Origin of the sequence: Pseudoalteromonas sp. A3, from assembly GCF_025942345.1 — a bacterium.
GTDB classification, from domain to species: domain Bacteria; phylum Pseudomonadota; class Gammaproteobacteria; order Enterobacterales; family Alteromonadaceae; genus Pseudoalteromonas; species Pseudoalteromonas atlantica.
In genome coordinates, this window is the sequence record NZ_JAPCKL010000019.1 from 1 (window position 1) to 26,836 (window position 26,836).

General features: G+C 41.0%; 28 protein-coding genes. 20 read left to right on the forward strand and 8 right to left on the reverse strand.

The genetic code is table 11. From position 1 onward, the window contains the following. Window positions 1–821 precede the first annotated feature (821 nt). The 4 genes from OIZ54_RS19680 to hslR form a co-directional block, all read right to left on the reverse strand. A complete protein-coding gene (locus tag OIZ54_RS19680; RefSeq protein WP_264391112.1) occupies window positions 822–1,934 on the reverse strand; it encodes a PepSY-associated TM helix domain-containing protein in 1,113 nt (370 codons plus the stop codon). 161 nt (window positions 1,935–2,095) lie between these two features. Continuing rightward, window positions 2,096–3,634: a phosphoenolpyruvate carboxykinase gene (locus OIZ54_RS19685; protein WP_004588454.1), complete on the reverse strand. Its 1,539-nt coding sequence runs from the start codon at window positions 3,632–3,634 to the stop codon at window positions 2,096–2,098. Between the two features lie 261 nt (window positions 3,635–3,895). Next, a complete protein-coding gene (gene hslO / locus OIZ54_RS19690; protein ID WP_264391113.1) occupies window positions 3,896–4,741 on the reverse strand; it encodes an Hsp33 family molecular chaperone HslO in 846 nt (281 codons plus the stop codon). 12 nt (window positions 4,742–4,753) lie between these two features. Further along, the gene (hslR, locus tag OIZ54_RS19695) at window positions 4,754–5,176 is read right to left on the reverse strand and encodes a ribosome-associated heat shock protein Hsp15 (RefSeq protein WP_024032559.1); all 423 of its coding nucleotides are present in this window, start codon (window positions 5,174–5,176) and stop codon (window positions 4,754–4,756) included. 213 nt (window positions 5,177–5,389) lie between these two features. Here hslR and gspC point away from each other — a divergent pair, with 213 nt between their 5' ends. From gspC to OIZ54_RS19760, 13 genes are all read left to right on the forward strand, one after another. Beyond that, window positions 5,390–6,331: a type II secretion system protein GspC gene (gene gspC / locus OIZ54_RS19700; RefSeq protein WP_055255769.1), complete on the forward strand. Its 942-nt coding sequence runs from the start codon at window positions 5,390–5,392 to the stop codon at window positions 6,329–6,331. A 23-nt stretch (window positions 6,332–6,354) separates the two neighbouring features. Beyond that, window positions 6,355–8,424: a type II secretion system secretin GspD gene (gene gspD / locus OIZ54_RS19705; RefSeq protein WP_054983939.1), complete on the forward strand. Its 2,070-nt coding sequence runs from the start codon at window positions 6,355–6,357 to the stop codon at window positions 8,422–8,424. Further along, window positions 8,417–9,985 carry a type II secretion system ATPase GspE gene (gspE, locus tag OIZ54_RS19710; RefSeq protein ID WP_264391114.1) on the forward strand — a complete coding sequence of 523 codons (1,569 nt, stop codon included), beginning with the start codon at window positions 8,417–8,419 and terminating at the stop codon, window positions 9,983–9,985. Before gspD ends, gspE begins: the two co-directional genes overlap by 8 nt. A 2-nt stretch (window positions 9,986–9,987) precedes the next feature. Further along, window positions 9,988–11,223: a type II secretion system inner membrane protein GspF gene (gene gspF, locus OIZ54_RS19715; protein WP_004588448.1), complete on the forward strand. Its 1,236-nt coding sequence runs from the start codon at window positions 9,988–9,990 to the stop codon at window positions 11,221–11,223. A 79-nt stretch (window positions 11,224–11,302) separates the two neighbouring features. Continuing rightward, window positions 11,303–11,725 carry a type II secretion system major pseudopilin GspG gene (gene gspG, locus OIZ54_RS19720; RefSeq protein WP_004588447.1) on the forward strand — a complete coding sequence of 141 codons (423 nt, stop codon included), beginning with the start codon at window positions 11,303–11,305 and terminating at the stop codon, window positions 11,723–11,725. 50 nt (window positions 11,726–11,775) lie between these two features. Continuing rightward, complete coding sequence (locus OIZ54_RS19725) at window positions 11,776–12,360, forward strand: Tfp pilus assembly protein FimT/FimU (RefSeq protein WP_054983937.1); 585 nt, start codon at window positions 11,776–11,778, stop codon at window positions 12,358–12,360. A gap of 2 nt (window positions 12,361–12,362) precedes the next feature. Then, window positions 12,363–12,734: a type II secretion system minor pseudopilin GspI gene (gene gspI / locus OIZ54_RS19730; protein ID WP_024032554.1), complete on the forward strand. Its 372-nt coding sequence runs from the start codon at window positions 12,363–12,365 to the stop codon at window positions 12,732–12,734. A gap of 3 nt (window positions 12,735–12,737) precedes the next feature. Further along, complete coding sequence (gene gspJ, locus OIZ54_RS19735) at window positions 12,738–13,358, forward strand: type II secretion system minor pseudopilin GspJ (RefSeq protein WP_029773313.1); 621 nt, start codon at window positions 12,738–12,740, stop codon at window positions 13,356–13,358. Continuing rightward, a complete protein-coding gene (gspK, locus tag OIZ54_RS19740; protein ID WP_024032552.1) occupies window positions 13,358–14,344 on the forward strand; it encodes a type II secretion system minor pseudopilin GspK in 987 nt (328 codons plus the stop codon). Before gspJ ends, gspK begins: the two co-directional genes overlap by 1 nt. Further along, window positions 14,341–15,549 (forward strand): type II secretion system protein GspL, encoded by a 1,209-nt coding sequence (gene gspL / locus OIZ54_RS19745; protein WP_264391115.1) that lies wholly within the window; start codon window positions 14,341–14,343, stop codon window positions 15,547–15,549. The genes gspK and gspL overlap by 4 nt, the downstream gene beginning before the upstream one ends. Continuing rightward, complete coding sequence (gene gspM, locus OIZ54_RS19750; protein ID WP_024032550.1) at window positions 15,546–16,019, forward strand: type II secretion system protein GspM; 474 nt, start codon at window positions 15,546–15,548, stop codon at window positions 16,017–16,019. Before gspL ends, gspM begins: the two co-directional genes overlap by 4 nt. Before the next feature lie 3 nt (window positions 16,020–16,022). Further along, window positions 16,023–16,781, forward strand: a complete 759-nt coding sequence (locus OIZ54_RS19755; protein ID WP_264391116.1) for a type II secretion system protein N — start codon at window positions 16,023–16,025, stop codon at window positions 16,779–16,781. Window positions 16,782–16,799: 18 nt separating this feature from the next. Then, window positions 16,800–17,387: a UPF0149 family protein gene (locus OIZ54_RS19760; protein ID WP_054983933.1), complete on the forward strand. Its 588-nt coding sequence runs from the start codon at window positions 16,800–16,802 to the stop codon at window positions 17,385–17,387. 32 nt (window positions 17,388–17,419) lie between these two features. On the opposite strand, the gene OIZ54_RS19765 is transcribed toward OIZ54_RS19760, so the two are convergent. Further along, window positions 17,420–17,626, reverse strand: coding sequence for a hypothetical protein (locus OIZ54_RS19765; protein WP_004588438.1), 207 nt, complete (start codon window positions 17,624–17,626; stop codon window positions 17,420–17,422). Further along, entirely contained in the window at window positions 17,626–17,985 is a 360-nt protein-coding gene (locus OIZ54_RS19770) for a hypothetical protein (protein ID WP_004588437.1), read from the reverse strand. Before OIZ54_RS19770 ends, OIZ54_RS19765 begins: the two co-directional genes overlap by 1 nt. 288 nt (window positions 17,986–18,273) lie before the next feature. On the opposite strand from OIZ54_RS19770, the gene ccoG reads away from it, so the two are divergent. The 5 genes from ccoG to OIZ54_RS19795 are packed head-to-tail and all read left to right on the forward strand — an operon-like array spanning window position 18,274 to window position 22,548. Next, window positions 18,274–19,704, forward strand: coding sequence for a cytochrome c oxidase accessory protein CcoG (gene ccoG, locus OIZ54_RS19775; protein WP_029773308.1), 1,431 nt, complete (start codon window positions 18,274–18,276; stop codon window positions 19,702–19,704). Window positions 19,705–19,751: 47 nt separating this feature from the next. Continuing rightward, a complete protein-coding gene (locus tag OIZ54_RS19780; RefSeq protein WP_096042408.1) occupies window positions 19,752–20,726 on the forward strand; it encodes a serine/threonine protein kinase in 975 nt (324 codons plus the stop codon). Window positions 20,727–20,756: 30 nt separating this feature from the next. After that, entirely contained in the window at window positions 20,757–21,380 is a 624-nt protein-coding gene (locus tag OIZ54_RS19785) for a thiol:disulfide interchange protein DsbA/DsbL (protein ID WP_096042407.1), read from the forward strand. Between the two features lie 18 nt (window positions 21,381–21,398). Next, window positions 21,399–22,037 carry a thiol:disulfide interchange protein DsbA/DsbL gene (locus OIZ54_RS19790; protein ID WP_264391117.1) on the forward strand — a complete coding sequence of 213 codons (639 nt, stop codon included), beginning with the start codon at window positions 21,399–21,401 and terminating at the stop codon, window positions 22,035–22,037. A 58-nt stretch (window positions 22,038–22,095) separates the two neighbouring features. Then, window positions 22,096–22,548, forward strand: a complete 453-nt coding sequence (locus OIZ54_RS19795) for a DUF523 domain-containing protein (RefSeq protein ID WP_055255782.1) — start codon at window positions 22,096–22,098, stop codon at window positions 22,546–22,548. Between the two features lie 10 nt (window positions 22,549–22,558). Here the strand turns inward: OIZ54_RS19795 and trmA are convergent, their stop codons facing one another. Beyond that, window positions 22,559–23,656, reverse strand: a complete 1,098-nt coding sequence (gene trmA / locus OIZ54_RS19800) for a tRNA (uridine(54)-C5)-methyltransferase TrmA (protein ID WP_064387293.1) — start codon at window positions 23,654–23,656, stop codon at window positions 22,559–22,561. Between the two features lie 165 nt (window positions 23,657–23,821). Here trmA and OIZ54_RS19805 point away from each other — a divergent pair, with 165 nt between their 5' ends. Both OIZ54_RS19805 and murI read left to right on the forward strand, forming a co-directional pair. Then, window positions 23,822–24,961 (forward strand): DUF5610 domain-containing protein, encoded by a 1,140-nt coding sequence (locus OIZ54_RS19805; protein ID WP_096042405.1) that lies wholly within the window; start codon window positions 23,822–23,824, stop codon window positions 24,959–24,961. A 65-nt stretch (window positions 24,962–25,026) separates the two neighbouring features. Then, window positions 25,027–25,824, forward strand: coding sequence for a glutamate racemase (murI, locus tag OIZ54_RS19810; RefSeq protein WP_096042404.1), 798 nt, complete (start codon window positions 25,027–25,029; stop codon window positions 25,822–25,824). Here murI and OIZ54_RS19815 read toward each other — a convergent pair. Continuing rightward, complete coding sequence (locus OIZ54_RS19815) at window positions 25,787–26,266, reverse strand: RNA recognition motif domain-containing protein (protein WP_096042403.1); 480 nt, start codon at window positions 26,264–26,266, stop codon at window positions 25,787–25,789. The two genes, murI and OIZ54_RS19815, sit on opposite strands and share 38 nt — an antisense overlap. Window positions 26,267–26,836 lie beyond the last annotated feature (570 nt).

Genomic DNA, 26,836 nt, shown 5'->3' on the forward strand with positions numbered 1-26,836 from the left:
AGCATTTGCTATGTGAAAGTAGGACATTGCCAGGCTTCAAATAAGAGAAACCCGTTACAGCGATGTGACGGGTTTTTTTACGTCCGTAGAAAAGTGAAGTGCGGACAATTAATGCACACTCATCTACTTCTAGAATGTAGGTCGAGCGAGCGTAGCGACTCCTGGCACAATGATAGTGTCCCATTTGCTATGTGACTCTCTACCGCTGTGGGCACTACGACATCGCCAGGCTCCAAATACAAGAAAGCCCGACTCGAAAGAGCCGGGCTTTTTTACGTCTACAGAAAAGTGAAAAATACATTCCAGATATTATTCGCACAGTCTCCACCACCTCCGTAGCGTGGGTTGAGTATCACGAAACCCGAGGATAAGGCTCGCCGCACATCTTTGTATGGTAAATATAGTGTTTTTATATATGCGTACCTTAGTCCGCACGACATTTGACTGCGTAGCACACCGACTCCTAATACCAGAAAGCTGCTTGAGAAATGAAGTGCTTTTTCTACGTCTCTAGAAAAGTTAAATACCTGTCTTTATATAGTTCCGCCACTCCTTTGTAGCGTGGATTTGAGGATCACGAAACCCGCGATTAAAGCACGCAATATAACTTAAAGTAATGAATTAATTTTACAAACAGTTCATAGGTCTTAGCTTATTATCAAGCGTAGCACCTTAAGTTTTGTATAAGGCGGTTTGACTATCTATATAGCTTTTGCTTTTATTTACGCTGCGTAAGCAGCTCGTAACTTATGACGTAGCTAGCTATACAAGCAGGTTTAGTTTGTGAAAAACTCGTTTGATATATTAAATAAGTTTTGTAATTAGCTTATAGTGTACTTAACTCGTTTCGTTCTAATGAGCCACCTAAAAAGGCCCAGGGCAAATAACAAAGCGGTGGCTACACCTGATAAAACCCATAGAATTCGTAATGGCTGATCGCCAATGCTGCCATTGTGAAGTGGATGCAACCAGTTTTTAAATTTACTGGCAATGCTCATCTTATCTATATTAAAAACACTTATGAGCTCTCCTGTGCTTGCATTTACTTGCACATAACTGTGAGGAAAGCGATAAGAGGGATCGCTTTTGGTTTTGAACCTAAACCGATATACCGCATTGTGATTTGACGGGGTTTCTACCCATGCTAGCCGTGTATTTGGCATGGCCTCTTGTGCTGTACTAAGTGCTGCTGATAAAGAAATACTGCGCTGGGGTTTTATTATTGCGCTGTTAGGTTTATCTATATTTCCAAGCAGGGCTGTTATTAAAGGATCGGTTTGCTTGGGTATTGCTAGCATTATGCCGGTTGCTGTTAATAGGATTAAAGGCAGAGCAAAAATTAAACCAAGCAACTTGTGCCAGTCATATAACACGCCCAGAAAAGAGCTGCGCGCTTTAAACTTTAATGACTTAGCCCATTGCCCTTTTTTAGGCCACCAAGCACATAGGCCTGATATGAGGAGTATAAGGCTACCTATTCCTATATAGCCTATAACGATTGTACCAGTGCTACCTGCAAGTAACGAGAAGTGTACGTTATAAATCCAGGTAACAAAGTAGTTACCCCATACATCCTCACGTAATATAAGCCTGCCATCAGGGCTTAGCCAAACCATAAGTGGTGCAAAAGCGTGATCCACTGTTTCGTTTTGGTTGTAATATCTTGCGGGAATATAATGTTTATCTTTGGTGCTTTCTAAACGCCACGAGCCTTGTTTATCTGGGTAGTGAGTTTTTAGTGTTTGATATGCGGTATCCCAATTTATAGGCCTCGCTGTTTCTGTACTTAAACTACTTATATTTTCATCTAGTTCGGGGTAATAAACGAGTATAGAACCTGTTAGAGCAATGAGTGCGTGTACACCCCCGATAAATAAGCCTAGGTATAAATGTACACGTCTTGCTATTTTTCGCCATGAACCATTAAAACGCATAAAAGAGTGACCATTAAAAATATGCAGTAAAGGGATGGCGCATTGTATCTTTGTTTAATAGAAAAGAACTGCGACAAAATGTCGCAGCAATAAAATAATTAGATTAGCAAACAAAAACGCCAGCTTTATAGGCTGGCGTTTAAATCAGGCTTGGTAATTAATTATGCTTTTGGGCCTGCATTTTTAATATCATCTGATACATCGTATTTAGCGAAGTTTTCAGTGAAGTCAGCGGCAAGTTTTGCTGCATATTCATTATATTTTGCTTTATCTTCCCATGTATTAATTGGGTTAAGTAGCTTGCTATCCACACCAGGGACTTCCACTGGTACGTCTAGATTTAATACATCGATATGCTGGGTCTCTACATTGGCTAATTTACCAGATACGATTGCATCTATTACAGCGCGGGTAGTTGGAATATCAAAACGCTCACCGGTACCGTATGGGCCGCCTGTCCACCCTGTATTAACAAGGTAAACCTTTGCCCCAAATTCGCGTACACGCTTCATAAGCAGCTCAGCGTAAACACCTGCAGGGCGAGGGAAGAAAGGGGCGCCAAAACACGTTGAGAATGTAGATTCTATATCGCTAGTTGAGCCAATCTCTGTAGAGCCTACTTTAGCTGTGTAACCACTTAAAAAGTGAAAAGCAGCGGCTTCTTCGCTAAGTACAGAAACCGGCGGTAAAACACCGCTCACATCACAGGTTAAAAATACAACAGCTTTTGGCTCGCCAGCACGGTTTTCAACTTTGCGCTTTTCTACATGCTCTAGCGGGTAAGCAGCACGGCTATTTTGCGTTAAGCTTGTATCGTTAAAGTCAGGTGTGCGTGTTTCATCAAGTACAACGTTTTCTAAAATTGTACCAAAGCGAATAGCATTCCAAATTACTGGCTCATTTTTTTGTGAGAGGTCGATACATTTTGCGTAACAGCCACCTTCGATATTAAATACGCTTCCTGGTGCCCAACCGTGTTCGTCGTCACCAATTAAAAAGCGTGTTGGGTCGGCCGATAAAGTTGTTTTACCAGTACCCGATAAACCAAAGAATAGTGCTGTATCACCCGCTTCTCCTACATTAGCAGAGCAGTGCATTGGTAATACACCTTTTGCTGGAAGAAGAAAGTTTTGAACGGAGAACATCGATTTTTTCATTTCACCGGCATAACGCATACCAGCAAGTAACACTTTGCGTTGAGCAAAGTTAATAATAACAGTGCCGTCGCTGTTGGTGCCATCACGTTGTGGGTCACAAACAAACGAAGGCACATTCATTACCTGCCATTGGGGTAAATCAGATGCATTATAGTTTTTAGGCTCAATAAACATGTTTTTAGCAAAAATATGGTGCCACGCTGTTTCTGTAGTAACAACTACAGGTAGATAGTGCTCAGGGTCTGCGCCAACTTCTAGGTGAGAGGTGAAGTGGTCATTACTTTGCACATGTGCTTCTACGCGAGCCCATAAAGCGTCAAATTTGTCAGCATCGAATGGGCGGTTTACATTGCCCCATTGGATATCATCTTGCGTTGTTGCTTCTTTTACAATGAAGCGATCTTTAGGAGAGCGACCAGTGCGCTTGCCTGTAATTGCAACAAAGGCTCCATTTGCGGCTAGTGTCCCTTCGCCACGACGAATCGCATGCTCGACAAGTTCAGCTGCGGTTAAATCGACAAAACGTGTTGCGCTTGTAGTCATGTTTATACCTAACTATGTGTGAGAGTTTGAACGGGATAGCTCTGGGTTCTTAGTTCCCTTAAGCTGAAATTATAGTAACAGAAGGATTTGAGATATTCGAGCCTGTAAAGGCCCTAAAAACACATATATTTGCTAAAAAACATGAATAATTTCAATGATACCGGTGTCAGTAAATTAACAAAATTCATGACACCGGTATCATCATTTTATAATATAAAACCGCATATTTTGCGGCTTTATATTTGATTATGAGGTGGGAGGTTAATTAAAAATATTTTTAATATCTTGCTCGTCAAAAACATATTCTTTTAGGCAATAATGACAGCTAATGTTAACAGCGCCATTTTCAGCAACATCATCAAGTAATGCTTGTTGGCCTACATTAACTAAAGCAGTAATGGTTTTCTCTCTACTACAGCCACATTTAAATGTAATAGCTTGCGGGTCAAATACGCGCGGGTTATCTTCGTGATATAAGCGCGTTAATACGGTATTGGCATCAAGCTCTAATAGCTCTTCGCGTTTAATTGTATCGCTTAAGGCTTCTAAGTGAGTGAAGTCATTAATTGATTTTTGCTTATCAACAGGCAGTACTTGTAAAAACAACCCACAGGCTTTGGCTTTCCCTTCTGTTGTTTCGGTTGCAAACCAAAGGCGCGTTTTTAACTGTTCTGATTGCTCAAAGTAGCTTTCAATACATTTACTTAATGTATCGTGCTCAAGAGGCACTATGCCTTGATAACGCTCGCCTTTGGTTGGAGTAATGGTAATAACCATATAACCTTTACCTACAAGCTCTTTTACCGTTGTGCCGCTAACCTCGCTTTGCATGCGCGCAATACCACGCATATTTTGTTTATCGTCGCCGTTAATAACAGCGTATTTAACAGGGCCATCGCCTTGTAGCTGAACGGCGATTTCACCCTCAAACTTTAAAGTAGCAGTTAATAAACACGTTGCAACGAGTAATTCACCTAATAATGCTTTAACTGGCTCAGGGTAATTGTGATTAGCTATCATCTCGTTGTAGGCGTGCTCAATTTGAACGAGTTCGCCACGAACATCGAGTTTGTCGAATAAATAACGGTGAAGTAAATCTTGTTGCATGAGCGGCTATACCTAACTTGATTTCATTTTTAAAAGTTCGCGTCTTTGCTTTTTATCGGGCTTTTTATCCGGATGTGGAGCAAAGAAGCTGTTATTTTTGCGTGCGATGGCGTTTTCTTCGCGTTTTGCAATACTTGCATCAGTTTCTTGATACAAGGTCTGTGCAATGGGGGCGCTTTGGCGTTTTTCAAGCACTTTAAGTACCTTGATAAGCTTTTCATCAACGCCTTGGGCAAGTTTTATGGTTGCGCCAACCTCCACAATTTTACTCGCTTTAGTACGTTGCCCATTATAATGTACTTTGCCGCCTTGCACCATTTCGCGTGCAAGCGCACGGGTTTTATAAAAGCGCGCAGCCCATAACCATTTATCTAATCGAACTTTTGGCTCACTGTTGTGGTCTGAGTCGGCATTAGTATTATTTTTTTTACTCATTAGGCTTCTTCAATCGACTATTTATATATCGTAAAATTTATCATGAAATCATCGTAGGATGAAGGTATTACGGCGCATGCTGGTTTTTTAGTCAACATTACATTGTTATATTAATCTGTTTACAAAGTTTAATATTAGTGTGCTTGTTGAATGAAAAATGAAAGGGTACTATGGGTACGCGCTTATGCAGTAAATTAAAATAAGAACATTATTATGGAACAGCAAATTCAACAGCTTAAACAATTTTTAACACGGCTACCCCATGCTAAATTAAGCGCAGTAGTTACGCTGTTAGTCGTTGTTTATCTTGCTTATTTACTCTCAAAATTAGTATGGCTGGTATGGCCACAACCGATCTCTACACCGCTTGCTCCATCTCACTATTCAGCCGCATCGAAGGCGTCTAGTACTACCTCAGTACAAAATATTATAGAGCAATTTTTATTTGGTAAAAAAACTGTAACAAATAAAACCAATACTGCGCAGCAAAACGAAGTAATTAATAATGCGCCAGAAACACGCTTAAGTATTAATCTAACTGGTATTGTTGCTGTAAGTAACGACGACAAGGCAGGTATTGCTATTATTGAGTCACAGGGGCGACAAGTTAGTTACTTAGTTGAAGAGGTTGTACAAGGCACCCGTGCAGAGGTTGCGCAAATACTTCCCGATCGCGTTATTTTAAGTGTAAACGGCCGATTTGAAACGCTAATGCTAGATGGTCTCGACTTTAGTAAAAAAGTGTCTATGCCTGTGCTTGCCGCTCGCGAAGCACAAGACATGGGGCTGCAAAAAATAGAACAAAGCGAGTTGCAAATTAACGCAACCGCTGACCCAGATGTAAAAGAAGCAATAATAGAAACACGAGAAGAGCTACTAAGTGAGCCTGGTAAGTTATTTGATTATATTCGTGTTTCACAAGCAATGAGCGATGGCGAGTTAATCGGCTATCGCTTGAGCCCAGGTAAAGAGCCTGCTCTGTTTAAACAAATGGGCCTACAGAATAATGATTTAGCCGTGGCTATTAACGGCTACCAATTAACAGATTTACAACAGGCAATGGCAGCTATTAATGAGCTGCGTAATACCAGCGATGCCACAATTACGATAGAACGTGATGGTGAGCAAATCGATGTGCAATTTAGCCTGCAATAACTTAGCTTTGGAGTTTTAACATAATGGTTCAGGTGCTACACCTCAAAAAAATTAAAAAAGGGTTAGCTAAGTACGCAGCGCTTTTTTTAGCAGCCAGTATTTCGTTGTCGGTTTCAGCTGTTGAATATGCTGCAAACTTTAAAGGCACAGATATCAACGAGTTTATAAACATTGTTGGTAAAAACCTTAATAAAACAGTGATCATTGACCCAAATGTGCGCGGTAAAGTAAACGTACGCAGTTATGAGTTAATGGATGAAGCGCTGTACTACCAATTTTTCTTAAATGTACTCGAAGTGTATGGCTACTCAGCAGTAGAAATGGACAACGGTATTATCAAGATTGAAAAAAGCTCTGACGCTAAAAAATCAAATGTGCCGCTAATTACAGAAAACAGCGCTGCATCGGGCGATATGATGATCACCCGTGTGGTACGCGTTAAAAATGTAAGTGTTCAAGAGCTTGGCCCATTAGTGCGTCAATTTAGCGACCAAAAAGACGGTGGCCATGTAGCAAACTTTAATGCTGCCAATGTCATGATGCTTACTGGCCATGCAGCGTCGGTTAATCGCTTAGTAGAAATTATTCGCTCGGTAGATCAAGCCGGTGATAAGCGTGTAGATATTGTTAAGCTTAAATATGCAACAGCAGATGATGTAGTATCGGTTGTTGAAAATATTTACAAAGACAGCGGTAAAGGCAGCGTTCCTGAATTTTTGATCCCTAAGGTAGTTGCCGATGGCCGTACTAATAGCGTAATAGTAAGCGGTGAAGGGCAAGCCCGTACCCGTGCTATAGAACTAATTAAGCGCCTAGATGGCGAACTTGAAAGCCAAGGTAATACCAAAGTATTTTACTTAAACTACGCCAAAGCAGAGGATTTAGTAAAAGTACTGCAAGGCGTAAGTAAAACGCTTGCAGAAGATGGCCAAGGCACAAGTAAAACTCGCACAAACAATAAAAACGATGCCAGTATTGAAGCTCACCCTGACTCAAACTCATTAGTTATTACAGCACAGCCCGATACCATGCGCTCATTAGAGACCGTGATTGATAGGCTCGATATTCGCCGTGCGCAAGTACTTGTAGAAGCGATTATTGTTGAAGTAATGGAATCGGATGGCGTTAACTTAGGTACGCAATGGATTTCAGAAGATGGCGGTATGTTGCAGTTTAATAATGGCTCAACTGTGCCTGTAGGCTCATTAGCGGTTGCAGGTATTCAAGCGCAAGACACAACCACTACTCAAACAGTAATAGGCTCAGAAAGTGGCTTAGTTACCAGTTACGATGAAACGTCAGAAGGTGATTACACCGCGCTTGCTTCATTATTAAGCGGTGTTAATGGCTTAGCGTTTGGTCTAGTTAAAAACGACTGGGGTGCAATTATTCAGGCCGTTTCAACTGACACTAACTCAAACATACTTGCTACACCTTCAATTACCACCATGGATAACGAAGAAGCGTCGATGATAGTGGGTCAAGAAGTGCCCATTATTACAGGTTCGCAAACAGGCAGTAATAACGATAATCCATTTCAAACCATTGAACGCCAAGAGGTGGGTGTAAAACTAAAAGTAACCCCACAAATTAACGATGGCTCAGCAGTACAATTATTAATTGAACAAGAAGTATCGAGTGTAAGTGGTGCAACCGCTGTCGATATTTCTGTTAATAAGCGCGCCATTACCACAACCGTTATGGCTGATGATGGCGGTATGGTTGTGTTAGGCGGCTTAATTGATGAAGACGTACAAGAGAGTGTATCTAAGGTACCAATTTTAGGTGATATCCCAATTTTAGGTCACTTATTTAAGTCAACTAATACGACCAAACGTAAGCGTAATCTTATTGTATTTATTCGTCCAACTATTATTCGCGATGGCGTTAATATGAATAAGTTAAGCTTTAATAAGTATAACTTTATCCGTGGCGAGCAAATGAAAGAGAAAGAAGATGGCATAGAGCTTATGCCAAATTCAGATGTTCCTTTACTCCCATCTTGGGATGATGAGCTTATTCTGCCACCAACTTATGAAGAGCACTTAAAAGCATTGAGCTCTAAAGAACGTGCAGAGCGTGAAGATGACTAGCGCAATAGAACAAATAAACGAAGACGTGGTTCATCGTAGTGATGAAACACGCTCTGAGGAGTTACTTACAAGTAACGATTTAGTTGAGTTGCCTCCAAAGCGTTTACCTTTTTCGTATGCGCGCAGAGCGGGTGTACTGCTTAGTAAAAATAATGAACAGCAAGTTGTGTATTACCGCGGCGAGCTAGATGTTGAAGTATTGCTAGAAGTGCGTCGCATTGCAGGTAAAGGCTTTACCCTAGAGCAATTAGCTGACGATAAATTTGAGTTACTATTAGAGGCTGCGTATCAGCGCGACAGCTCTGAAACACAACAAATGATGGAAGATATTGGTAATGAGGTCGATTTATTCTCCCTTGCCGATGAGCTCCCACAAACCGAAGATTTATTAGCCGGCGATGATGATGCGCCTATCATCAAACTAATCAACGCCATGTTAAGCGAAGCAATTAAAGAAGGTGCATCCGATATACATATCGAAACCTTTGAGCAAGAGCTCGTGATTCGCTTTAGGGTTGATGGCGTATTAAAAGAAGTGCTTAAACCTAATCGTAAGCTTGCTTCGTTACTCGTCTCGCGTATTAAGGTAATGGCGAAGTTAGATATAGCAGAAAAACGTATTCCGCAAGATGGTCGTATTAGCCTGCGTATTGCAGGGCGTGCAGTAGATGTGCGTGTATCTACCATGCCATCTAGCTTTGGTGAGCGTGTAGTACTGCGTTTACTTGATAAAAACAATGCCCGCTTAAACCTTGAAGATTTAGGCATGACACCAAAAAACCGAGAGTTGTTTGCTGATTTAATTAGTAAACCACACGGTATTATTTTGGTTACTGGCCCAACGGGCTCTGGTAAAAGTACCACCTTGTACGCCGGTATGAGCCAAATAAATTCTCGCGATCGTAATATTTTAACGGTAGAAGACCCAATAGAGTACGAAATTCCGGGGATTGGCCAAACGCAAGTAAATACCAAAGTAGATATGACCTTTGCCCGCGGGCTTCGTGCAATATTACGTCAAGATCCCGATGTGGTAATGGTCGGTGAAATACGTGACCTTGAAACCGCGCAAATTGGCGTGCAAGCATCGCTTACAGGTCACTTAGTTATGTCTACGCTACATACCAACACCGCCTCGGGCGCAATTACCCGTATGGAAGACATGGGTGTAGAACCATTCTTGCTGTCATCGTCCTTGTTAGGCGTGCTGTCGCAGCGCTTAGTACGTACTTTATGTAATAGCTGTAAAGAAGGTCACACTGCTGATGAACGTGAGTGTGAGCTGCTAGGTGTACCGTTTGATAGCGCACCTACAATTTACCGCGCAGTAGGCTGTGAAGAGTGTAACTTTAATGGTTACCGCGGGCGTACTGGTATTCATGAATTACTCGTGGTTGATGAAGAAATACGCGAAATGATCCACAGCGGTAAAGGCGAGCAAAGTGTTGAAAAATACATTCGCCAAAAAAGCCCAAGCATACGCCAAGATGGCTGTAGCCGCGTACTGGCAGGCAAAACAACCCTTGAAGAAATTCTACGCGTTACCCGTGAGGAAGCCTAACCATGGCGGCGTTTGAATACCGTGCCCTTGATGGCCGAGGGAAAGAGCAAAAAGGCATTTTAGAAGCCGATACAGCTAAGCAAATACGCCAAGCGCTGCGCGAAAAAAAACTTACGCCGCTTGAAGTTGTCCCTGCAGCAGAAGGAGAAAAACAGGTTAGTGGCGCAAAAACGCCGTTATTAAGTCGTTTTTTTAAACCCAGCGTATCAACCTCCGATTTAGCCCTTATTACGCGCCAGCTTGCTACGCTCATTCAATCGGCATTGCCAGTTGAAGGGGCTGTCATGGCGGTGGCAGAGCAATGTGAAAAGCCTCGCCTAAAACGTATGCTGATGTCGGTACGTTCAAAGGTAGTAGAGGGTTATACACTGGCCGATGGCATGAGTGAATTTCCACATGTATTTGACGATTTATACCGAGCAATGGTAGCCGCAGGTGAAAAATCAGGGCACCTTGACCAAGTATTAAATCGCCTTGCCGATTACACCGAACAGCGCCAACACATGCGCAGCCAAATTACTCAAGCCATGGTTTATCCTACCATTTTGGTTATTTTTGCTATTGGTATTGTTTCGGTTTTACTCGGTACTGTTGTGCCTAAAATTTTAAAAACCTTCGAAAAAACTAAGCAAGTACTGCCTTGGACAACCGAATGGGTTATGGCAGGCAGCCACTTTGTACAAAATTATTGGTTTATAAGTTTGTTAGTCATTACTGCGCTGGCAGTAGGCATTAAACATGCACTGAAACAACCTAAAATTCGCTTTTGGTGGGACGACCGCGTACTACACATGCCTGGTTTTGGTAAAGTAGCACGGGGTATTAATACCGCGCGTTTTGCACGTACGCTCAGTATTTTATCGTCAAGCTCAGTACCACTACTTGAAGGCATGCGCATATCGGGTGGTGTATTAGCGAATAAAAAAATGAAAAAATCAGTGGCAGATGCTGCCGATAGAGTCAGTGAAGGTGCAAGCCTAAGAGCGGCTTTACAGCAAACCAAATTGTTTCCACCGATGATGCTGCACATGATCGCCAGCGGTGAAAAATCAGGTGAGTTAGAACAAATGTTAGAGCGCGCGGCTAATAACCAAGACCGTGAGTTTGAAAGCATGGTAAACGTATCATTAAAATTATTAGAGCCAGCAATGATTGCCTCTATGGCGGTGATTGTTTTGTTTATAGTAATGGCTATTTTACAGCCAATAATGGCAATGAATAAAGCGGTAGGACTTTAAGCTTTAAGGGGTTAGCTAAGTTAGTATTTACTTAGATGACGCCAAATTAAATTATGTTTTTGGAAAATGAGGTATTTACGTGAATAAACAATCAGGTTTTTCTTTACTCGAAGTAATGGTGGTATTGGTTATTATCGGGATGATTATGTCAATTGTGGCGCCTAATATTATGGGCCAACAAGAAGAAGCTGCTATCGATAAAGCACATCTAGATATTCAACAGCTTGAAGATGCAATGAGCTTATACAAGCTTAAAAATAAAAGCTACCCAAGCACAGAGCAAGGCCTAGAAGCATTGGTCAATAAAACCAGCATTGAACCAATTCCTAAGCGTTTCCCTGATGGTGGTTTTGTAAATGAATTACCAGAAGATCCATGGGGCAACCCGTACCAGCTAATTAGCCCAGGTGAAATTGGCAAGTTTGATATTTTTTCAATGGGACCTGATGGCGAAGCCGGTACCGATGATGATATTGGCAACTGGAACGAAGACGAGCAATAAATGCGACTTAACCTAGCAGTAAGGTTAAATACGATTGCACGAGGCTTACTATGCAAGTAAGCCTTAATCGTATGCGCGCTCACCACCTTGGGTTTAGCTTAATAGAAATTTTAGTAGTACTTACTATTATCGCATTTGCGACCAAAATGGTGGTATACAGCTTAGAAGGCGGCGCCGAAGATGAGCTTGATACACAAGCGCTTAGGCTGCATACCACCATTAACATGGCCTCTGAATTTGCTATTTTAAATCAAATAGAACTTGGCTTAATGGTTGAGGAAAACACCCTTGAGTTTTTAGTATTTGATGGCGAAAAATGGATTACCTTTGACCGCGAAGACCTTTACAAGCCCATTGAGCTGGATGAACGGCTAAAACTCACGCTCAATTTAGAAGATTTAGCCTGGTCACAAGAGAACTTACTTGAACAAGCTAATTGGCGTGAGCTAATGAGCGGCGGCGATGACGATAGCTTATTAGAGCTTGAAAAACTAAAAATACCGCAAGTCCTTATTTTATCATCTGGCGAGGTCAGCGCCTTTCAGCTTATTGTTGAATTAAAAGAGCAAAGCGAGCCTGTGTATTACATTGAAGGGGAATTTACAGCCCCTGTTAATTTGCGAAAAGAGCCATAATAATGAGGCTAAATAAAGGCTTTACCTTACTCGAAGTGCTTGTGGCGTTAAGTATTTGTGCTATGGCTGGGATTGCAGCTATGCAAGCAACCGGCGAGCATATAAATCATTTAACAACACTTGAAGAGCAAACGTATGCATCGTGGGTGGCAGAAAATGTGCTTGTGGTGCAGCGTAGTAAAGGTAAAGACTGGCAGGCTAAAAATGGCGCGCGCGGCAGCGAAGTAATGGCGGGCGTTGAGTGGTTTTGGAAGCAAGAAATAGCAAAAACTGCAGACAAAAGCTTTGTAAAAGTGACCATAAATGTTTTTAGCGACGAAAAATACGAGCAATCGGTGTACGAGCTTTCAACTTATTTAAATAAAGGCAGCTAATAAGTGAAGCAGCGCGGATTTACATTAATCGAAGTATTAGTTGCTATGGCTATTTTAGCGGTGGTGATTATGGCTACTCACCAAATTTTAGACTCAACCACTAAAGCAAAAGAAGCGTCTGATGAAAAAATAGCGGAGCTTAACGGCCTACAAACCGCATTTAGGTTAATGGACCAAGACTTTAGCCAAATGACTCAGCGCACTGTACGTAATGAAGCCGGTGATGCGCAAGAGCAATATTTACTAGCAGGGCGTTATATATTAGAAAGCCAATACGATGGTATTGCATTTGTACGTGATGGCTGGGTTAACCCAATCAACTTGCTGCCTCGTTCTGAGTTACAAGCCGTAGGGTATAGAGTGCTTAATGACAATTTAGAGCGTGTATACAGAGTGTATGTAGATCAGCTTGATAATATGGAGCCGCGGGTACAAGTTGTTTTAAAAGGTATTGAAGAACTTAAATTTGAATTTTTAGATGCCAACAACGAGTGGCAAGAGCAATGGCAAATAAAAGCCTTACCTAAAGCGGTTGCGGTTACTTTACAACAAATTGAGGCAGAGCCTATTCGTCGTGTTTTTTTAGTACCCGGGCAGGGCAAAAACAGCGGGGAGAGTAATTAATGAATAAGCGCGAATCACGCGGTGCCGCATTAGTTATTGTGCTGTTTATTGTTGCACTGGCCGCGATATTAGCCGTAGAAATGAGTGCTAATTTAATGGTGCAGGTTCAAAAAAGCACTAACCTGCAAGGTCACCAACAAGCAAAGTGGTATGCCTACGGCGGTGAAGAGCTGGCAATAAAGGCACTAAAGTTAAGTAAAGACGATGATCCTGACAAAACCTCGTTAGATCAGGTTTGGGCCACGCAAGGCGACACCCAATACCCTGTAGATAACGGTACTCTAAGCGGTAAAATTACTGACTTACAGGCGTGTTTAAATTTAAATGCATTAGGGGAAGCACCAGACCCAAACTCTACCAGCAAAACCAACCCTGCTCATAAAGCACTATTTGCATTATTAGAAAACATTGAAGATTTACCTGCCGAGGAAAGCGAAGAAGCAATGGCAGACAGTGTATTTGACTGGCTTGATGAAAACAGCATTACCTATCGTTCAGGCGCTGAAGAAGACGAGTATTTATCGCGTGATTACCCTTATATGAGCGCAAATAGTTTATTTGCATCACCTTCTGAGTTGCGTTTGGTAAAAGGTTTTAATCCGCTAGTAATGGAAAAGGTATTACCTTTTGTGTGTGTTATTCCGGGGTCCCCCTTATTATCGATTAACGTCAATACGTTACTTCCCGAACAGGCACTTATTTTAAGTGCCATGATTGACGAATTATCGTTATCGGGCGCAGAGGCCGTTATAGCAGCTCGCCCTGAAACCGGATTTGATAGCGTGGATGAATTTTTTTCCGAGGTACAGCAGCAAGGCGGTACAAATTTAGATTCGGTTAAAGAATTATTTAGTATTAATAGCGAATATTTTAAATTACAAACGCAGGCGACATTTGTCGATTTGCGTTTTTCGATGACCACATTACTTCATGCCAAAAATGGCGAAGTAACGATACTGGCGCGAAAATTTGGAGGCGTACAGTGACAGAAATACTGCTGATCCGCACGGGTCAAACAGAGCAAGATAAATTAAATTGGTTAATTTATTCACCACAAGAACAAGAAATAATTGCCAGTGGGGAATTAACCGATGCAAGCCGTTTAAGTGAGCTAAGTGAAAAAGCGCAAACCCGCGAGGTAGTGGTATTACTGCCTAGCGATCAGGTGCAGCTTAAAACAGTGGCGTTGCCGACTAAGTGGAATCGTAAGTTAGAGCAAGCGTTGCCATACATGCTTGAAGAAGACATTGCGTGCGATATAGACGAGCTATTTGTCGCAATTGGCGAGCCCACTATGATTAATGAGCAGCATGCAATTAAAGTTGCCTTAACAGACCGCGAGTGGTTTGAGGCTTGGCTTGCTTTATTTTCAGAGCATAACTTGGCGGTATACACCATTTTACCTGATGCCCTGCTACTGCCTACAGCCGACGATGATACATTAACCGCCATAGAGCTTAATAATCAGTGGTTATTTAAAAGAGGCGATTGGCATATTAGTGCCGTTGAAAATAGCTGGCTAAGGGATTACTTAAGTGCACTTGGCGAACCGAGTGTAAAGCACTATAGCCCAGCTAATCAGTTTCCTGAATGTATTAACCTAATTTCGCAAGCAAGCGACTACGATTTACCATTGGCTTTATTTGCTAAACAACTTACCAGCGTTAAATTTAATTTACGCCAAGGTATGTACCAGCTTAAAAAGAAAAGTGCACTGTGGTGGGGTTATTGGAAAGGCGCAGCCATTATTACCGGTGTTGCTTTATTTGCTACCATTGCAATAAAGCTGGTTGAACTAAATCAACTTAACTCGCGTGTTGAGCTTGCTAAAGCCCAGGTAGTGAATAGATACCAAAAAGCATTCCCCGGAACTAAAGTACGTCCTAACTTAATTAAAAGCCAAATCAGGGGCGCGCTTAAAACCATTAATGGCGAAAGTGAAGCCGGGTTTTTAGATTTGACCAGCCAATTGGTTGGCGTGTTTTCGCAAGTAAGCGAATTTACGCCAGAAACCCTACGTTACGATAAACGCCGTAATGAGCTGCGAATACGCGCACGCGCAAAAGACTTTCAAACGTTTGGTAAAGTAAAAAGTATACTTGAGCAACAAGGGTTAACGGTTGAACAAGGGTCGTTAAATAACGATGGCGATTTTGTCGTAGGCGAAATTAAACTGCGAGGTGCAGTATGAAAAAGCAAATAATGCAATACTGGCGCTCTTTAAAAGAGCAAGAGCAGCAATTGATTATGGTTGCTGGTGGTATATTTGTTGTTTTTGTTTTAGTAATGGGAATTTTTAGACCTTTAAATAACGCCATAGATAAAGCTAAAAAGTCGTACGTCACTCAGCAAGAGCTGCTCGTATGGGTTGATGAAAGCATAGTAAAGTTAAAAGCGGCGGGTAACACGCAGGCAATTAGCAATCAAAATATTAGCCAAGTGGTTAATTCAACGCGTAGTCGTTACCGTATTACTATTAGTAAAATGCAGCCTAACGATAACTCGTTACGTTTAACGCTTGATTCGGTAGAGTTTAATCAATTAATAGAATGGTTAGACGAACTGGTTAATCAGCATGGCTTAAGAGTAGAGAACCTTGATTTAAGCAAAGATGATAAATCAGGGTTTGTACGTGTAAGCCGCTTAGTACTAGAGAAGTAATTAATGAAAAAAATAATAATATTATCAGTTGTATTTTTTATTAGTTTTATTGTGTTTTGCATAATGAAATTACCAGCGGCCATTGCGTTAGACCTAGCTAAGCCGTACTTACCAAAACAGCTTGAAATAGGGCAAACCGTAGGGAGTGTATGGCAAGGTCAAATGATGCAAGTGCGCTATCAAGACGAGCAGCTAAATAATGTACGCTGGGATATTGCTGGCTGGCAGTTATTTACGGGTGATTTAAATGCTAACTTAAAATTTGGTAATCCGCGTGAGCGTAGCGATATTTCGGGCTATGCTGATGTGAATTACGGATTATTTAACAATGTGGTTAAAGTTACCGATGGTATAATTCGCTCGACCGTAGAGCGTGCCATGCAACGTATTGCACTACCTATACCAGCTACGGCTAAAGGCCGAGTCATTTTAGAGCTTAACGAGTACACCTCAGGTGTACCTTATTGTGAGTCATTAAAAGGCGAGATTGCTAGCCCAAATATAGATGTTAAAGGCTTTAATGGCTGGTTTAATATAGGGCCACTGAGTGGCATGTTAAGCTGTAAGTCGGGCGATATAGCTATTTTGGTCGACCCAGATAACACGTTAGGGCTTGAAGCCGACGCAACACTTAAAGCTAACTTTGACTTTAAAGTAGCAGGCTATGTTAAACCTGATGCCAGCTTACCAAAAGATGTACACGACGCGGTTAAGTTTTTAGGCCGCCCCGATGAACAGGGCCGCTACCCACTAAATTTTTAATGTAATAAAAGAGATTTAATGCAATTACCACAGTTTAACGAGCAACACGCACAGCAATTAAGTGCATTTTTAAGTACTCAACCTCAGGCTATGTCATTAACACAAAGCCAAGGCTATCTATTTGGGGTTATTTGTTCGCCAAGCCCATTAGAAGTTCACCAGTGGTTAGCGCATATAGTGCCTAATACGGCTAACGATTTAGACGAAGAAATACTGTTTTTATTTATGGCGTTGTACCATCAAATTAGTGAGCAAGTATTTGAAACCGGTTACAAGTTACCCGCCAATTTTGACCTAGACTATACCCAAGCGTGGAGTGAAGGTTTTTTACGTGCTACTCAAGAATACGCACAACCTCTATTAACAGCTCCCGCTTTAGAGCCTCAGTACAAAGAAGCACTAGAGAGTGCACTAAGTACGCTTAGCTTTTTTGCTGTTGATGAGCAAACAAGAGTGCAAATTGCGCAGCAAAATAGTATGACACTCGAAGCTTTATATCAGTATCAGTACGAATCAATGGGCGACTTTGCATTAGGCTTTGCCGAGCTTATTGAGGTGGTAGCCATAAACAGTGGGCTGATTACAGATGAAGGGTGGGAAGAGTAGCCTTTAGGTGGATTAAAAGGCGCTTAGGATAATTAAGCGCCAAGTTCTAAAATAATATCAGTGCAGCCTTTTTTACACTTAACAACGCCTTTACCCGGCTCGCTGGTGGCTAAATCGAGTGTTAACACCTCGCCGCACTGCTCACAATGCAAGGTTTTTCCTTGCGATAGCTTTTTAAGTATTGTGCGCTGTTTATGAAAAGAGTCACTCGCTTTTTTGTTTAACTGCGAAAAATCCACTACTTAGCTCTCTTTTGTTCTAATGCATCCGATACAATTTTACACACTGTATTTAAACGCTCTTCGTAAAAATATAAATTTAAGTCGCGCTCGCGGCAATAACGTAAATGAAATAACTGCACTGAATCATCAGTGGTAAAGGTTTTTTCAATATATTCGTGCTCAGATTCAGAGAGCTTTAACGCACTGCTAATACGGTTTTTAGCCATATTGGCTGCTGGGCTACGGTTTATTTTGCTCGCATCACTTAAAAAACCCACACCTTCACCTAATAGCTTTTCGCGGGGCTCTTTAACTAATGGGTGATCAATAGTAAAAAACGCAAGGATCAGAATGACCAATATAATAAACTTTTTCATGAATGCGTAAACCTTGATCTTAATGGGGTAAATTTAGCAAGCAGTGTAATAAACTGCATTTTAAAAGCAAGTAACTGAGATGAATAAATTATTAGCAATCTATACCTGTAATTTTAGCCAGTATTGTTATAATAGCCAACAGCAGTTAGATATTTCTGAAATATCTGAAAGTATTCAAACAGCTGATTATTTAAACTAATCACACTTACCATTAACGAACTACAGTTACAGTATAGAATACGCACACATTGCTACGTTTTTATTTCCAAGCGGCGTTGAGGAACTTCGATGGACAAGCAAATTAAAGTAAAGAATATACCTGCAGAGGTTAAAATCCAACAACCGGATTTAAGCCGTCAAGACGACAGGTTTAACCCACGTAACCGAATTTATGTTCGCGCAGTAAAAGGGCTTCATCAGTTACTTAGACAGCGTATAGGCTTTTTAGGCATGCTTGCCTTTATGCTTTTGCCTTGGATAAATTTTAATGGCCAGCAAGCTGTGTTATTTGATTTAGTTGGCCAAAAGTACAATATTTTTGGGCTAACGCTGTGGCCGCAAGATTTCACTATATTAGCCTTTATATTTATGTTGGCCGCGTTTGCACTCTTTTTGGTTACTACCTTTTATGGCCGAGTATGGTGTGGCTATACCTGCCCGCAAACTGTATGGACCTTTATATTTATTTGGTTTGAAGAAAAGTTTGAAGGCACAGCTAATCAGCGTAAAAAGCTAGATCAACGCCCGATGGACTTTGATAAGTTTTGGCGAAAAACAGCAAAGCACACCAGTTGGGTTTTATTTGCCTTATATACGGCGATTTCGTTTGTCGGATACTTTACGCCTATCCGTGAATTACTCCCTGACTTTGTTACCTTTAATGTAGGTGGTTACGCGCTGGTAAGTATTATTTTCTTTGCTGCGTGTACTTACGCTAATGCAGGGTGGATGCGTGAAATTATGTGTTTACACATTTGCCCCTATTCACGTTTTCAATCAGCTATGTTTGATAAAGACACTTACACCGTAACGTACGATGAAAAACGCGGCGAAAGCCGGGGCCCACGTTCGCGTAAAATTGCCCACGAAGATTTAGATATGGGCGATTGCATAGACTGTAACTTGTGTGTACAGGTGTGCCCTACAGGGATAGATATTCGTAATGGTTTGCAAGCCGAGTGTATAAACTGTGGCGCATGTATTGATGCCTGCGATGGTGTAATGGATAAAATGGATTACCCGCGGGGTCTTATTTCTTATACTACAGAGCGTAATCTCGAAACACCTGAAAATAAAACCAACCCACTGCGAGCTAAAATCATAGGTTACACGGTCATACTGGTGGTGCTTACCAGTGCGCTGGTGGCTAACATTGCATTTAGAAAGCCTATGGACTTTGACATAATACGAGACCGTAACCAACTGTATCGTGTTGACTTTAATGGCTTGGTAGAAAACACCTATACATTAAAAGTAATCAACAAGGCGCAGTACGAGCAAACCTTTAATATTGATGTTCAAGGCCTTGAAAACTTTAAGTACATTGGCAAGCAAACATTTACAGTGCAAGCAGGGCAATCGCATAATGTGCCATTGTCACTTGTAATGGACCCGTATGATTTAAAAGCGCCAATGACGGAGTTTAACTTTGTACTTTCACCGGTTAATGACCCCGATGAAAGCATATCGCAACCGAGTAACTTTTTTAAAGCGCGATAAACACACTAACAAAAGCGGGGTAACCCGCTTTTTACATTAAGAAGCCCATGAGTAAATTTAGTTTTGAAGATTTAACGCCCGACTTAATTCTCGATGCGATAGAAAGCGTTGGTATATATGCAGAGTCAGGTTTATTAGCACTTAATAGCTACGAAAACAGAGTCTACCAATTTAAGGCGGAAGATGGCCTGCGCTACGTTGTTAAGTTTTACCGACCAGAGCGCTGGAGCAAAGCGCAAATACAAGAAGAGCACGACTTTGCATTTGAATTAGCTGAGGCCGAAGTACCCGTTGTTGCACCCATTAAGCACAACGGAGAAAGCTTATTTGAGCACCAAGGTTATGTATTTGTGTTATTTCTAAGTGTAGGCGGGCGACAATTTGAAGTTGATAACCTGGATCAGCTTGATGTAATGGGTCGTTTAATTGGCCGTATGCATCAGGTGGCTAAAAGTAAAGCCTTTGAGCACAGACCCACCTTTAGCTGCGAAGAATATTTGCATACAGCTAAAGTTCATCTGCAAAAAAGTAATTTGGTACCTATGGGGATCAGCACGGCTTTTTACACCATATTGGACTTGGTTATTGAACAAGCGCAAGCACAGTATAAAAATGTGCAAGAGATCCGCTTACATGGTGATTGCCACGCAGGTAACATTTTGTGGGCAGGCGAAGCACTTATGTTTGTTGATTTAGATGACGCTCGTCAGGGGCCGGCCATTCAAGATTTATGGATGATGCTCAGTGGCGATCGTCAAACACAGCTGTTACAGTTAGACACCCTTGTAAATGCGTATGAAGAGTTTTGTGATTTTGACCACACTCAACTCAAATTAATTGAACCGCTTCGTGCAATGCGTATTATTCACTATATGGGTTGGGTAGCTAAACGATGGAGTGATCCTGCGTTCGTACGGAACTTTTCATGGTTTGCTGAAGACAAATACTGGGAGCAACAAATTCTAGCGCTTAAAGAGCAGCTTGCAGCACTGCAAGAAGCTCCGCTGAAGTTATTGCCATAAAATTTTATTTAAAAAATACACGAGATACCAATGCTTAAAAAATTGAAACTGAGCCTACTACTTTTATGTTTACCATTTGCAGCCCTTGCTGCACAGTTTGAAGCCGATGACCAGTATACTGTTATTGATGTAGAAAAAAGCGCAGAGCCGCAAGTAACCGAATTTTTCTCGTTTTACTGTCCGCATTGTTTTAAATTTGAGCCTGTTGCACAGGCAATTGAAAAAAGCCTACCTGAGGGCACTGAATTTATAAAAAATCACGTTAACTTTTTAGGCGGTGTATCACCACAGGCGCAAAGTAACTTAAGCTACGCCTACTTAATCGGTAAAAAGCACGGTCAAGCACAAAGTATCAGCGACCAAATTTTTAAAAGTATTCATGTACAGCGCGCACCTTTAACGCAAATGAAAGACGTTAAAAAGTTGCTTGAAGTTAATGGTATCGATAGTGCAACGTTTGATAAAGACATTGCCAGCATGCCAATTATTTCAGCTGAGCGTGCAATGCAAGATAAACAAAACAAATATTCAAAACTAGGTGCGCTAACCGGTGTGCCTACCTTTATCGTAAACGATAAATATAAAATAAACATTAACACCATTAATAACCAGCAAGAACTGAATGAGTTAGTTGCTTTTTTACTAACACTTTAATCTCGGAGAACAATAACAATGATCAAATTAGTTAAAGCAGGTCTACTTGCATTACTACTACCTATGGCTGCGAGCAGTGTAGCCGCCACTTATGAAGAGGGCGTGCATTACGATGTAGTGGCAGAGCGTGCGACTAAAAAGCCAGAAGTAAAAGAGTTTTTCTCATTTTATTGCCCTGCTTGTAATAACATGGAAGCGTTAATTGGTGAGTTTAAGCCAAAGCTAGACAAAGACGTTAAATTTAAAAAGAGCCATGTTGATTTTGTCGGTGTTCGCGATCCAGAAAACCAAAAAATGATGAGCCAAGCGCTGGCCACTGCGGAAGTACTTCCACAAAAAGATAAAATTGTTGCGGCTATTTTTAATCACATTCACACTAAGCGCGCTAAATTTAACGAGCTTGCAGATGTAAAAGATGTGTTTGTAGCGCAGGGTGTTGATGGCGATAAGTTTGATAAACTATACAAAAGCTTCTCGGTACGTACATTAAGCTCTAAAATGAAGCGTGACCAAAATTACTTTAAAGAAAAAGGCGCGCTACGTGGCGTACCAACCTTTATCGTAAATGGTAAATACAAATTAAATCTAGGCCGTGAGTCTGGTATTACCGCGCCAGAAGATATTAGTAAATTAATTAACTATTTAGCGAACAAGTAAGGTTTGCTAAAACAAAAAAGCTCCGTAAGGAGCTTTTTTTGTTTATAGGGATATAGCAATGGAAAAAATATTAATATCGAGTTGTTTATTTGGCTTACCTGTTCGATACGATGGTAAAAGCCAAGCATTATCGCACCCGCAAATTAATGTATGGCGTAAAGAAAATAGGTTAGTTATGTTTTGTCCTGAGGTGGCTGGTGGATTGCCAACACCTAGAGCATCAGCAGAGATAAAACAAGGGAGAGTCGTAACGAGCACTTATGAGGATGTAACTAAAGAATTTAAATCAGGTGCAGCTAAAGCCCTAGACTTATGTAATGAGCATGCAATTCGTTTTGCTTTACTTAAAGAGTCGAGCCCTTCGTGTGGTAGAAATACAATTTACGATGGTAGCCATAGTGGGGTAAAAGTACAGGGCATGGGCATGACTGCTAAGTTGCTGATGGAGCATCAAATTGAAGTGTTTAGTGAAAATCAAATACCAGCACTTATAAAGGTGCTGGCATTATAATATTAACTCACTATTTTCTTTGTAAGAAAACACCCGATTCTATGTGATGCGTATAAGGGAACTGATCAAATATCGCAAAGCGCTTAACATTATGAGTACGGGTTAAGTGATCTAAATCGCGCTCAAGCGTTTCTGGGTTGCACGATATATAAATAATGTTCTCGTAGTTGGCTACTAAGTCACAGGTAAGGGTATCCATACCTGCGCGTGGAGGGTCGACTAAAATAGTTTGGCAATCGTAACTTTTTAAATCTATCCCCTCTAAACGCGAAAAGGTACGTTCGCCATTCATTGCCTGGGTAAACTCTTCACTCGACATACGAATTATATCTAAGTTATCTACCTTATTTTTAGCAATGTTGTATTGCGCTGAATGCACAGAAGACTTAGATATTTCAGTAGCCAATACGCGATTAAACGAACCCGCCAATGCAATAGAGAAATTACCATTACCACAGTAAAGTTCCAGCAGGTCATTACTCAGTGGTTTACATAAGTCTTGTGCCCACTCCAGCATTTTTATATTCACTTTAGCATTAGGCTGCGTAAAGCTATTTTCTACTTGTTGATAAATAAGCTCCTGGCCGTTTACGGTTAAACGCTCAGTAACAAAATCATTGCCTAGTACTTCTTTTTGTTTGCGCGCACGACCAATAAAGTCAATATTGTATTTGCTGCTCAGTTTTTCTTTCAGGGCTTTTATTTCAGTTAGCCACTGCTCATCGAGTGGTTTGTGATAAAGCAAGCTTACTAAAATCTCGCCACTTAATGACGATAAATAATCGATTTGAAACAGCTTACGACGTAATACTTCACACGACTTTAAATTATCAATCATCACCTGCATAACTTCACCAACTAATGGCGCGGCAGGGTCAAAGGTGTCGACGCGAATTTTTTCTTTCGTGGCCTGATCAAACATAATATGAAATAGATCATCCCCATCGTGCCATACTCTAAATTCAGCACGTTGGCGGTAGTTAATTGGCTCTGAGCTAAACACCTCTAACGCTTGCACACCAAATCGCTTAAATTGCGACGTAATACGCTGCTCTTTTTCATTTAGCTGCGTATCGTACTGTGTGGTATCTATTTTAATCACTGCCATTAATGCTACTACCTTATCTATGAGATCTATTTATCGGCGCTATTGTAGGGAGCGAGCAGTATTTGTCTAGTTTTGCTGATAATAAAGTTGCTGTTTTTTTAAACATGCACTTTAGTTTTGTCACTATTAGCCGATAATAAGCTAAGTACGTAACGGAGGTGGATCATGAAAATCGGTAATTATGGCTATACGCCAAACAACAACGTAAACAAATTCAATAATAAAGAGGCGCTACAGCAGCCAACAATCCAATCTCCGCAAGAAAGTTCATTACAGCGAGGCAGAGAACTTGCTGCAAAAGTGCTTGGCGACAAAATGGCAGAGCAGCTAGGTTTACCTGTTGAGCAAAAACAAGCCGATAAACCTTTATTCGATTTTGATGAAATAGTAAAAAATGTACTCGACTTTGTATCTGGCGCAGTTAATAAAGCCAAAGCCAATGGTGCCGATGACGATAAATTAAAAAATATGTTAGATGATGCGCGCTCAGGTGTTCAAACCGGTATAGACGAAGCGGTTGATGAACTAAAAGGCACCGGTGTATTTAACGAAGAAATGCAAGAGGGCATCGACAAGTCAAAAGAAGGCATTTTTGAGGGGCTTGATGAGTTTGAGCAAACCCTATTTAACCCACAAGCGGCCAGTGTTAGCGTAAGCCAAGCACAATATGTAAGCATGAGCAGCAATGCCGAGTATAAGTTTACAACAGCCGAAGGTGATGAGGTCAGTATTAGCTTTGCTGATGCATATGAGTCTCAAACAGCGAGCGGGTATCAACAAAGCAATAACAGCGAATCGTTTGCCAGCTCGTCGTCGCAATCTCGAGAGCTGTCTTTTTCAATGTCAGTTAATGGTGATTTAAACGAACAAGAGCAAGATGCCATTAATGCCATGATGGAAGAGCTACAAGGTGTAAGTAAAACATTCTTTAGCGGTGATTTGGATGAAGCATTTGAAAAAGCACAAGAGCTGAGCTTAGGCAGTGAGCAACTTGTTGCATTTTCAATGGATCTTCGCCAAACGAAAACAGTCGCTACCGTTAAAAGTTATGAGCAATATCAGCCAAACCCATCAAAAGAGGTAGCCGATGCGATCGCGCCTTTTAATGACGATCTAAAAAATGCATTTGATAAAGCATCGCAACTAGGCCTACAAGATCAGCTTGCCGGTATTATAGAGTGGCTAAACCAAGATCAAGCAGCGGTCGATCAGCTAGTTGATTACACACAGGCAATGTTTGAAAACTTAAACCAATTAAATTCAGCGGGCGATGCACTCGACGCGCTAAAGTCTGAGCAAAGTTAAACTGCTTTCTTTTATAAGTACCTCATGGCAAACTGCCGTTCTCAATAAACAGTAGGAACCAAAGTTTGTCAGCCCACATAATGGTATTTGATTCAGGTATAGGTGGCACCACCGTGCTTGAGCATATTCAAAAGCGTATTCCAGATGCACAGTACAGCTACTTTATGGATAATGCGTTACTCCCTTATGGCGCGCAAACCCAGCAAACTATTATAGGGCGTTTATGCTCACTCATTTATTTTATTGAGCACAACGCGCTTAATGTCGACCTTATTGTTATAGCCTGCAATACAGCCTCTACATCAGCCTTAAGTGAAGTACGCAAAATTACATCAATACCTATTGTCGGTGTAGTGCCAGCAATAAAGCCTGCTGCTGAAGTAACTCGCACAAAGCACATCGGCTTATTGGCAACCCCCGCCACAGTTGCAAGTCCCTATACTCATACATTAATAAAAGAGCATGCCAGCAACGTAACAGTGAGTTTATATAGCAGTGTTGAGCTGGTGGCATTGGCAGAGCAGTTATTTTTCACTCAGCAGCTAGATACACTCAAACTGCATAAAGAGCTTACGCGTTTGCGCATTAACTCAGATATAGATGTACTTGTACTAGGTTGCACACATTTTCCAATTCTTAGCGATGCCATACAAGCGTACTTTAATAACGCAGTGCAATTACTCGATTCAGGCGCGGCCATTGCTAGCAGAGTAAACTACCTACTAGAGCAGCATAACTTTGGAAATAAATTTACAGACAAAAAAAAGCCGCTGCAATATTATGCAACGGCTGATGTTTTGAGTAATAAGCTAGCTATAAAGCACGTTACACTGATTGATCCGTCTCAGTACGTAAAGAGCTAGAATCATCTTCTTGTTTTTGTTTTGCCTCACGTACTTTTAAAGTACGCTGTTGGAACTCACTATCGTTTAACTTAGCAATTGCATTGTCTGCATCTGCCTGTGCCATTTCAACAAAACCAAAGCCACGACGTTTGCCAGTATTTTTATCCTTTAATAGGCGCACGTTGAAAACTTTACCTTGTTCTTCAAACAAAGCGCGAACAACACCTTCATTTGCACGATAAGGAAGATTACCAACATAAAGTGTTTTTGTTTTAACTTCAGCTTCTTCACCACCTTCCGATGACATTGCAGCAATAGCAATCCCACCAATTAATAAACCAGCACCAAATAGCAATGCTGGGCTTAAAGCTAAGCTGCCTAAAGCAAACTCAACAATAACAAAACCAACTACAGCAAGAATAACAGAGAAGATAAAAGATTTTTGATCGGGTAATTTCATTTTAGATCTACCAATAAACAGGAAATAAACATTAATTTAACATTGTGAACTTGCTATCTTAACGTCTTAAACGAACATAGCAATGAAATTTATATTAAATAATAAAAATCAGTATAAAAAAGCATCATCTTAGCCAGTGATTTAGCTAGTTTTATGCTGTTTTGCTCTATTTTTGTTCGAACAGTAAAAAGATCTAAAAAAAGGGTTGATCTGTTTTCGGATCTCCCTATAATGCGACCCCACTGAGACGGGGAACGCCAACGCATAGCGAGGCAAGAGCTGCTCACAGAGTTAAGTAAAACTTTGGCTTTAAATCTTCTAAAAAGAAAGTTTAAAATTAAGTGTTGACTCGAAAAATAAAGGATGTATTATACGCATCCCTAGCGACAACGTCGCAACGTTCTTTAACAATATAAAGCAATCATCTGTGTGGGCACTCGTACAGATTGAGTTCTAACAGCCAAGCTACTTCGTTCTTTATTGAGCAAGTAACGAGGCAAACAAATTTAGAGTCTCAATTGAAACTGAGTGACCAACAGCAATAACTTACTTAGGTTTTACTTAAGAAAA

Coding starts and splice junctions, on each gene's coding strand:
- trmA (WP_064387293.1), bottom strand. CDS start 23,656: ATGGCAGTGATTAAAATAGATACCACACAGTACGATACGCAGCTAAAT.
- OIZ54_RS19795 (WP_055255782.1), top strand. CDS start 22,096: ATGGAAAAAATATTAATATCGAGTTGTTTATTTGGCTTACCTGTTCGA.
- OIZ54_RS19680 (WP_264391112.1), bottom strand. CDS start 1,934: ATGCGTTTTAATGGTTCATGGCGAAAAATAGCAAGACGTGTACATTTA.
- OIZ54_RS19760 (WP_054983933.1), top strand. CDS start 16,800: ATGCAATTACCACAGTTTAACGAGCAACACGCACAGCAATTAAGTGCA.
- gspD (WP_054983939.1), top strand. CDS start 6,355: ATGGTTCAGGTGCTACACCTCAAAAAAATTAAAAAAGGGTTAGCTAAG.
- gspK (WP_024032552.1), top strand. CDS start 13,358: ATGAATAAGCGCGAATCACGCGGTGCCGCATTAGTTATTGTGCTGTTT.
- OIZ54_RS19805 (WP_096042405.1), top strand. CDS start 23,822: ATGAAAATCGGTAATTATGGCTATACGCCAAACAACAACGTAAACAAA.
- gspC (WP_055255769.1), top strand. CDS start 5,390: ATGGAACAGCAAATTCAACAGCTTAAACAATTTTTAACACGGCTACCC.
- gspM (WP_024032550.1), top strand. CDS start 15,546: ATGAAAAAGCAAATAATGCAATACTGGCGCTCTTTAAAAGAGCAAGAG.
- OIZ54_RS19815 (WP_096042403.1), bottom strand. CDS start 26,266: ATGAAATTACCCGATCAAAAATCTTTTATCTTCTCTGTTATTCTTGCT.
- gspF (WP_004588448.1), top strand. CDS start 9,988: ATGGCGGCGTTTGAATACCGTGCCCTTGATGGCCGAGGGAAAGAGCAA.
- hslO (WP_264391113.1), bottom strand. CDS start 4,741: ATGCAACAAGATTTACTTCACCGTTATTTATTCGACAAACTCGATGTT.
- OIZ54_RS19780 (WP_096042408.1), top strand. CDS start 19,752: ATGAGTAAATTTAGTTTTGAAGATTTAACGCCCGACTTAATTCTCGAT.
- gspI (WP_024032554.1), top strand. CDS start 12,363: ATGAGGCTAAATAAAGGCTTTACCTTACTCGAAGTGCTTGTGGCGTTA.
- hslR (WP_024032559.1), bottom strand. CDS start 5,176: ATGAGTAAAAAAAATAATACTAATGCCGACTCAGACCACAACAGTGAG.
- OIZ54_RS19685 (WP_004588454.1), bottom strand. CDS start 3,634: ATGACTACAAGCGCAACACGTTTTGTCGATTTAACCGCAGCTGAACTT.
- OIZ54_RS19785 (WP_096042407.1), top strand. CDS start 20,757: ATGCTTAAAAAATTGAAACTGAGCCTACTACTTTTATGTTTACCATTT.
- OIZ54_RS19770 (WP_004588437.1), bottom strand. CDS start 17,985: ATGAAAAAGTTTATTATATTGGTCATTCTGATCCTTGCGTTTTTTACT.
- OIZ54_RS19725 (WP_054983937.1), top strand. CDS start 11,776: ATGCAAGTAAGCCTTAATCGTATGCGCGCTCACCACCTTGGGTTTAGC.
- OIZ54_RS19755 (WP_264391116.1), top strand. CDS start 16,023: ATGAAAAAAATAATAATATTATCAGTTGTATTTTTTATTAGTTTTATT.
- OIZ54_RS19790 (WP_264391117.1), top strand. CDS start 21,399: ATGATCAAATTAGTTAAAGCAGGTCTACTTGCATTACTACTACCTATG.
- ccoG (WP_029773308.1), top strand. CDS start 18,274: ATGGACAAGCAAATTAAAGTAAAGAATATACCTGCAGAGGTTAAAATC.
- gspE (WP_264391114.1), top strand. CDS start 8,417: ATGACTAGCGCAATAGAACAAATAAACGAAGACGTGGTTCATCGTAGT.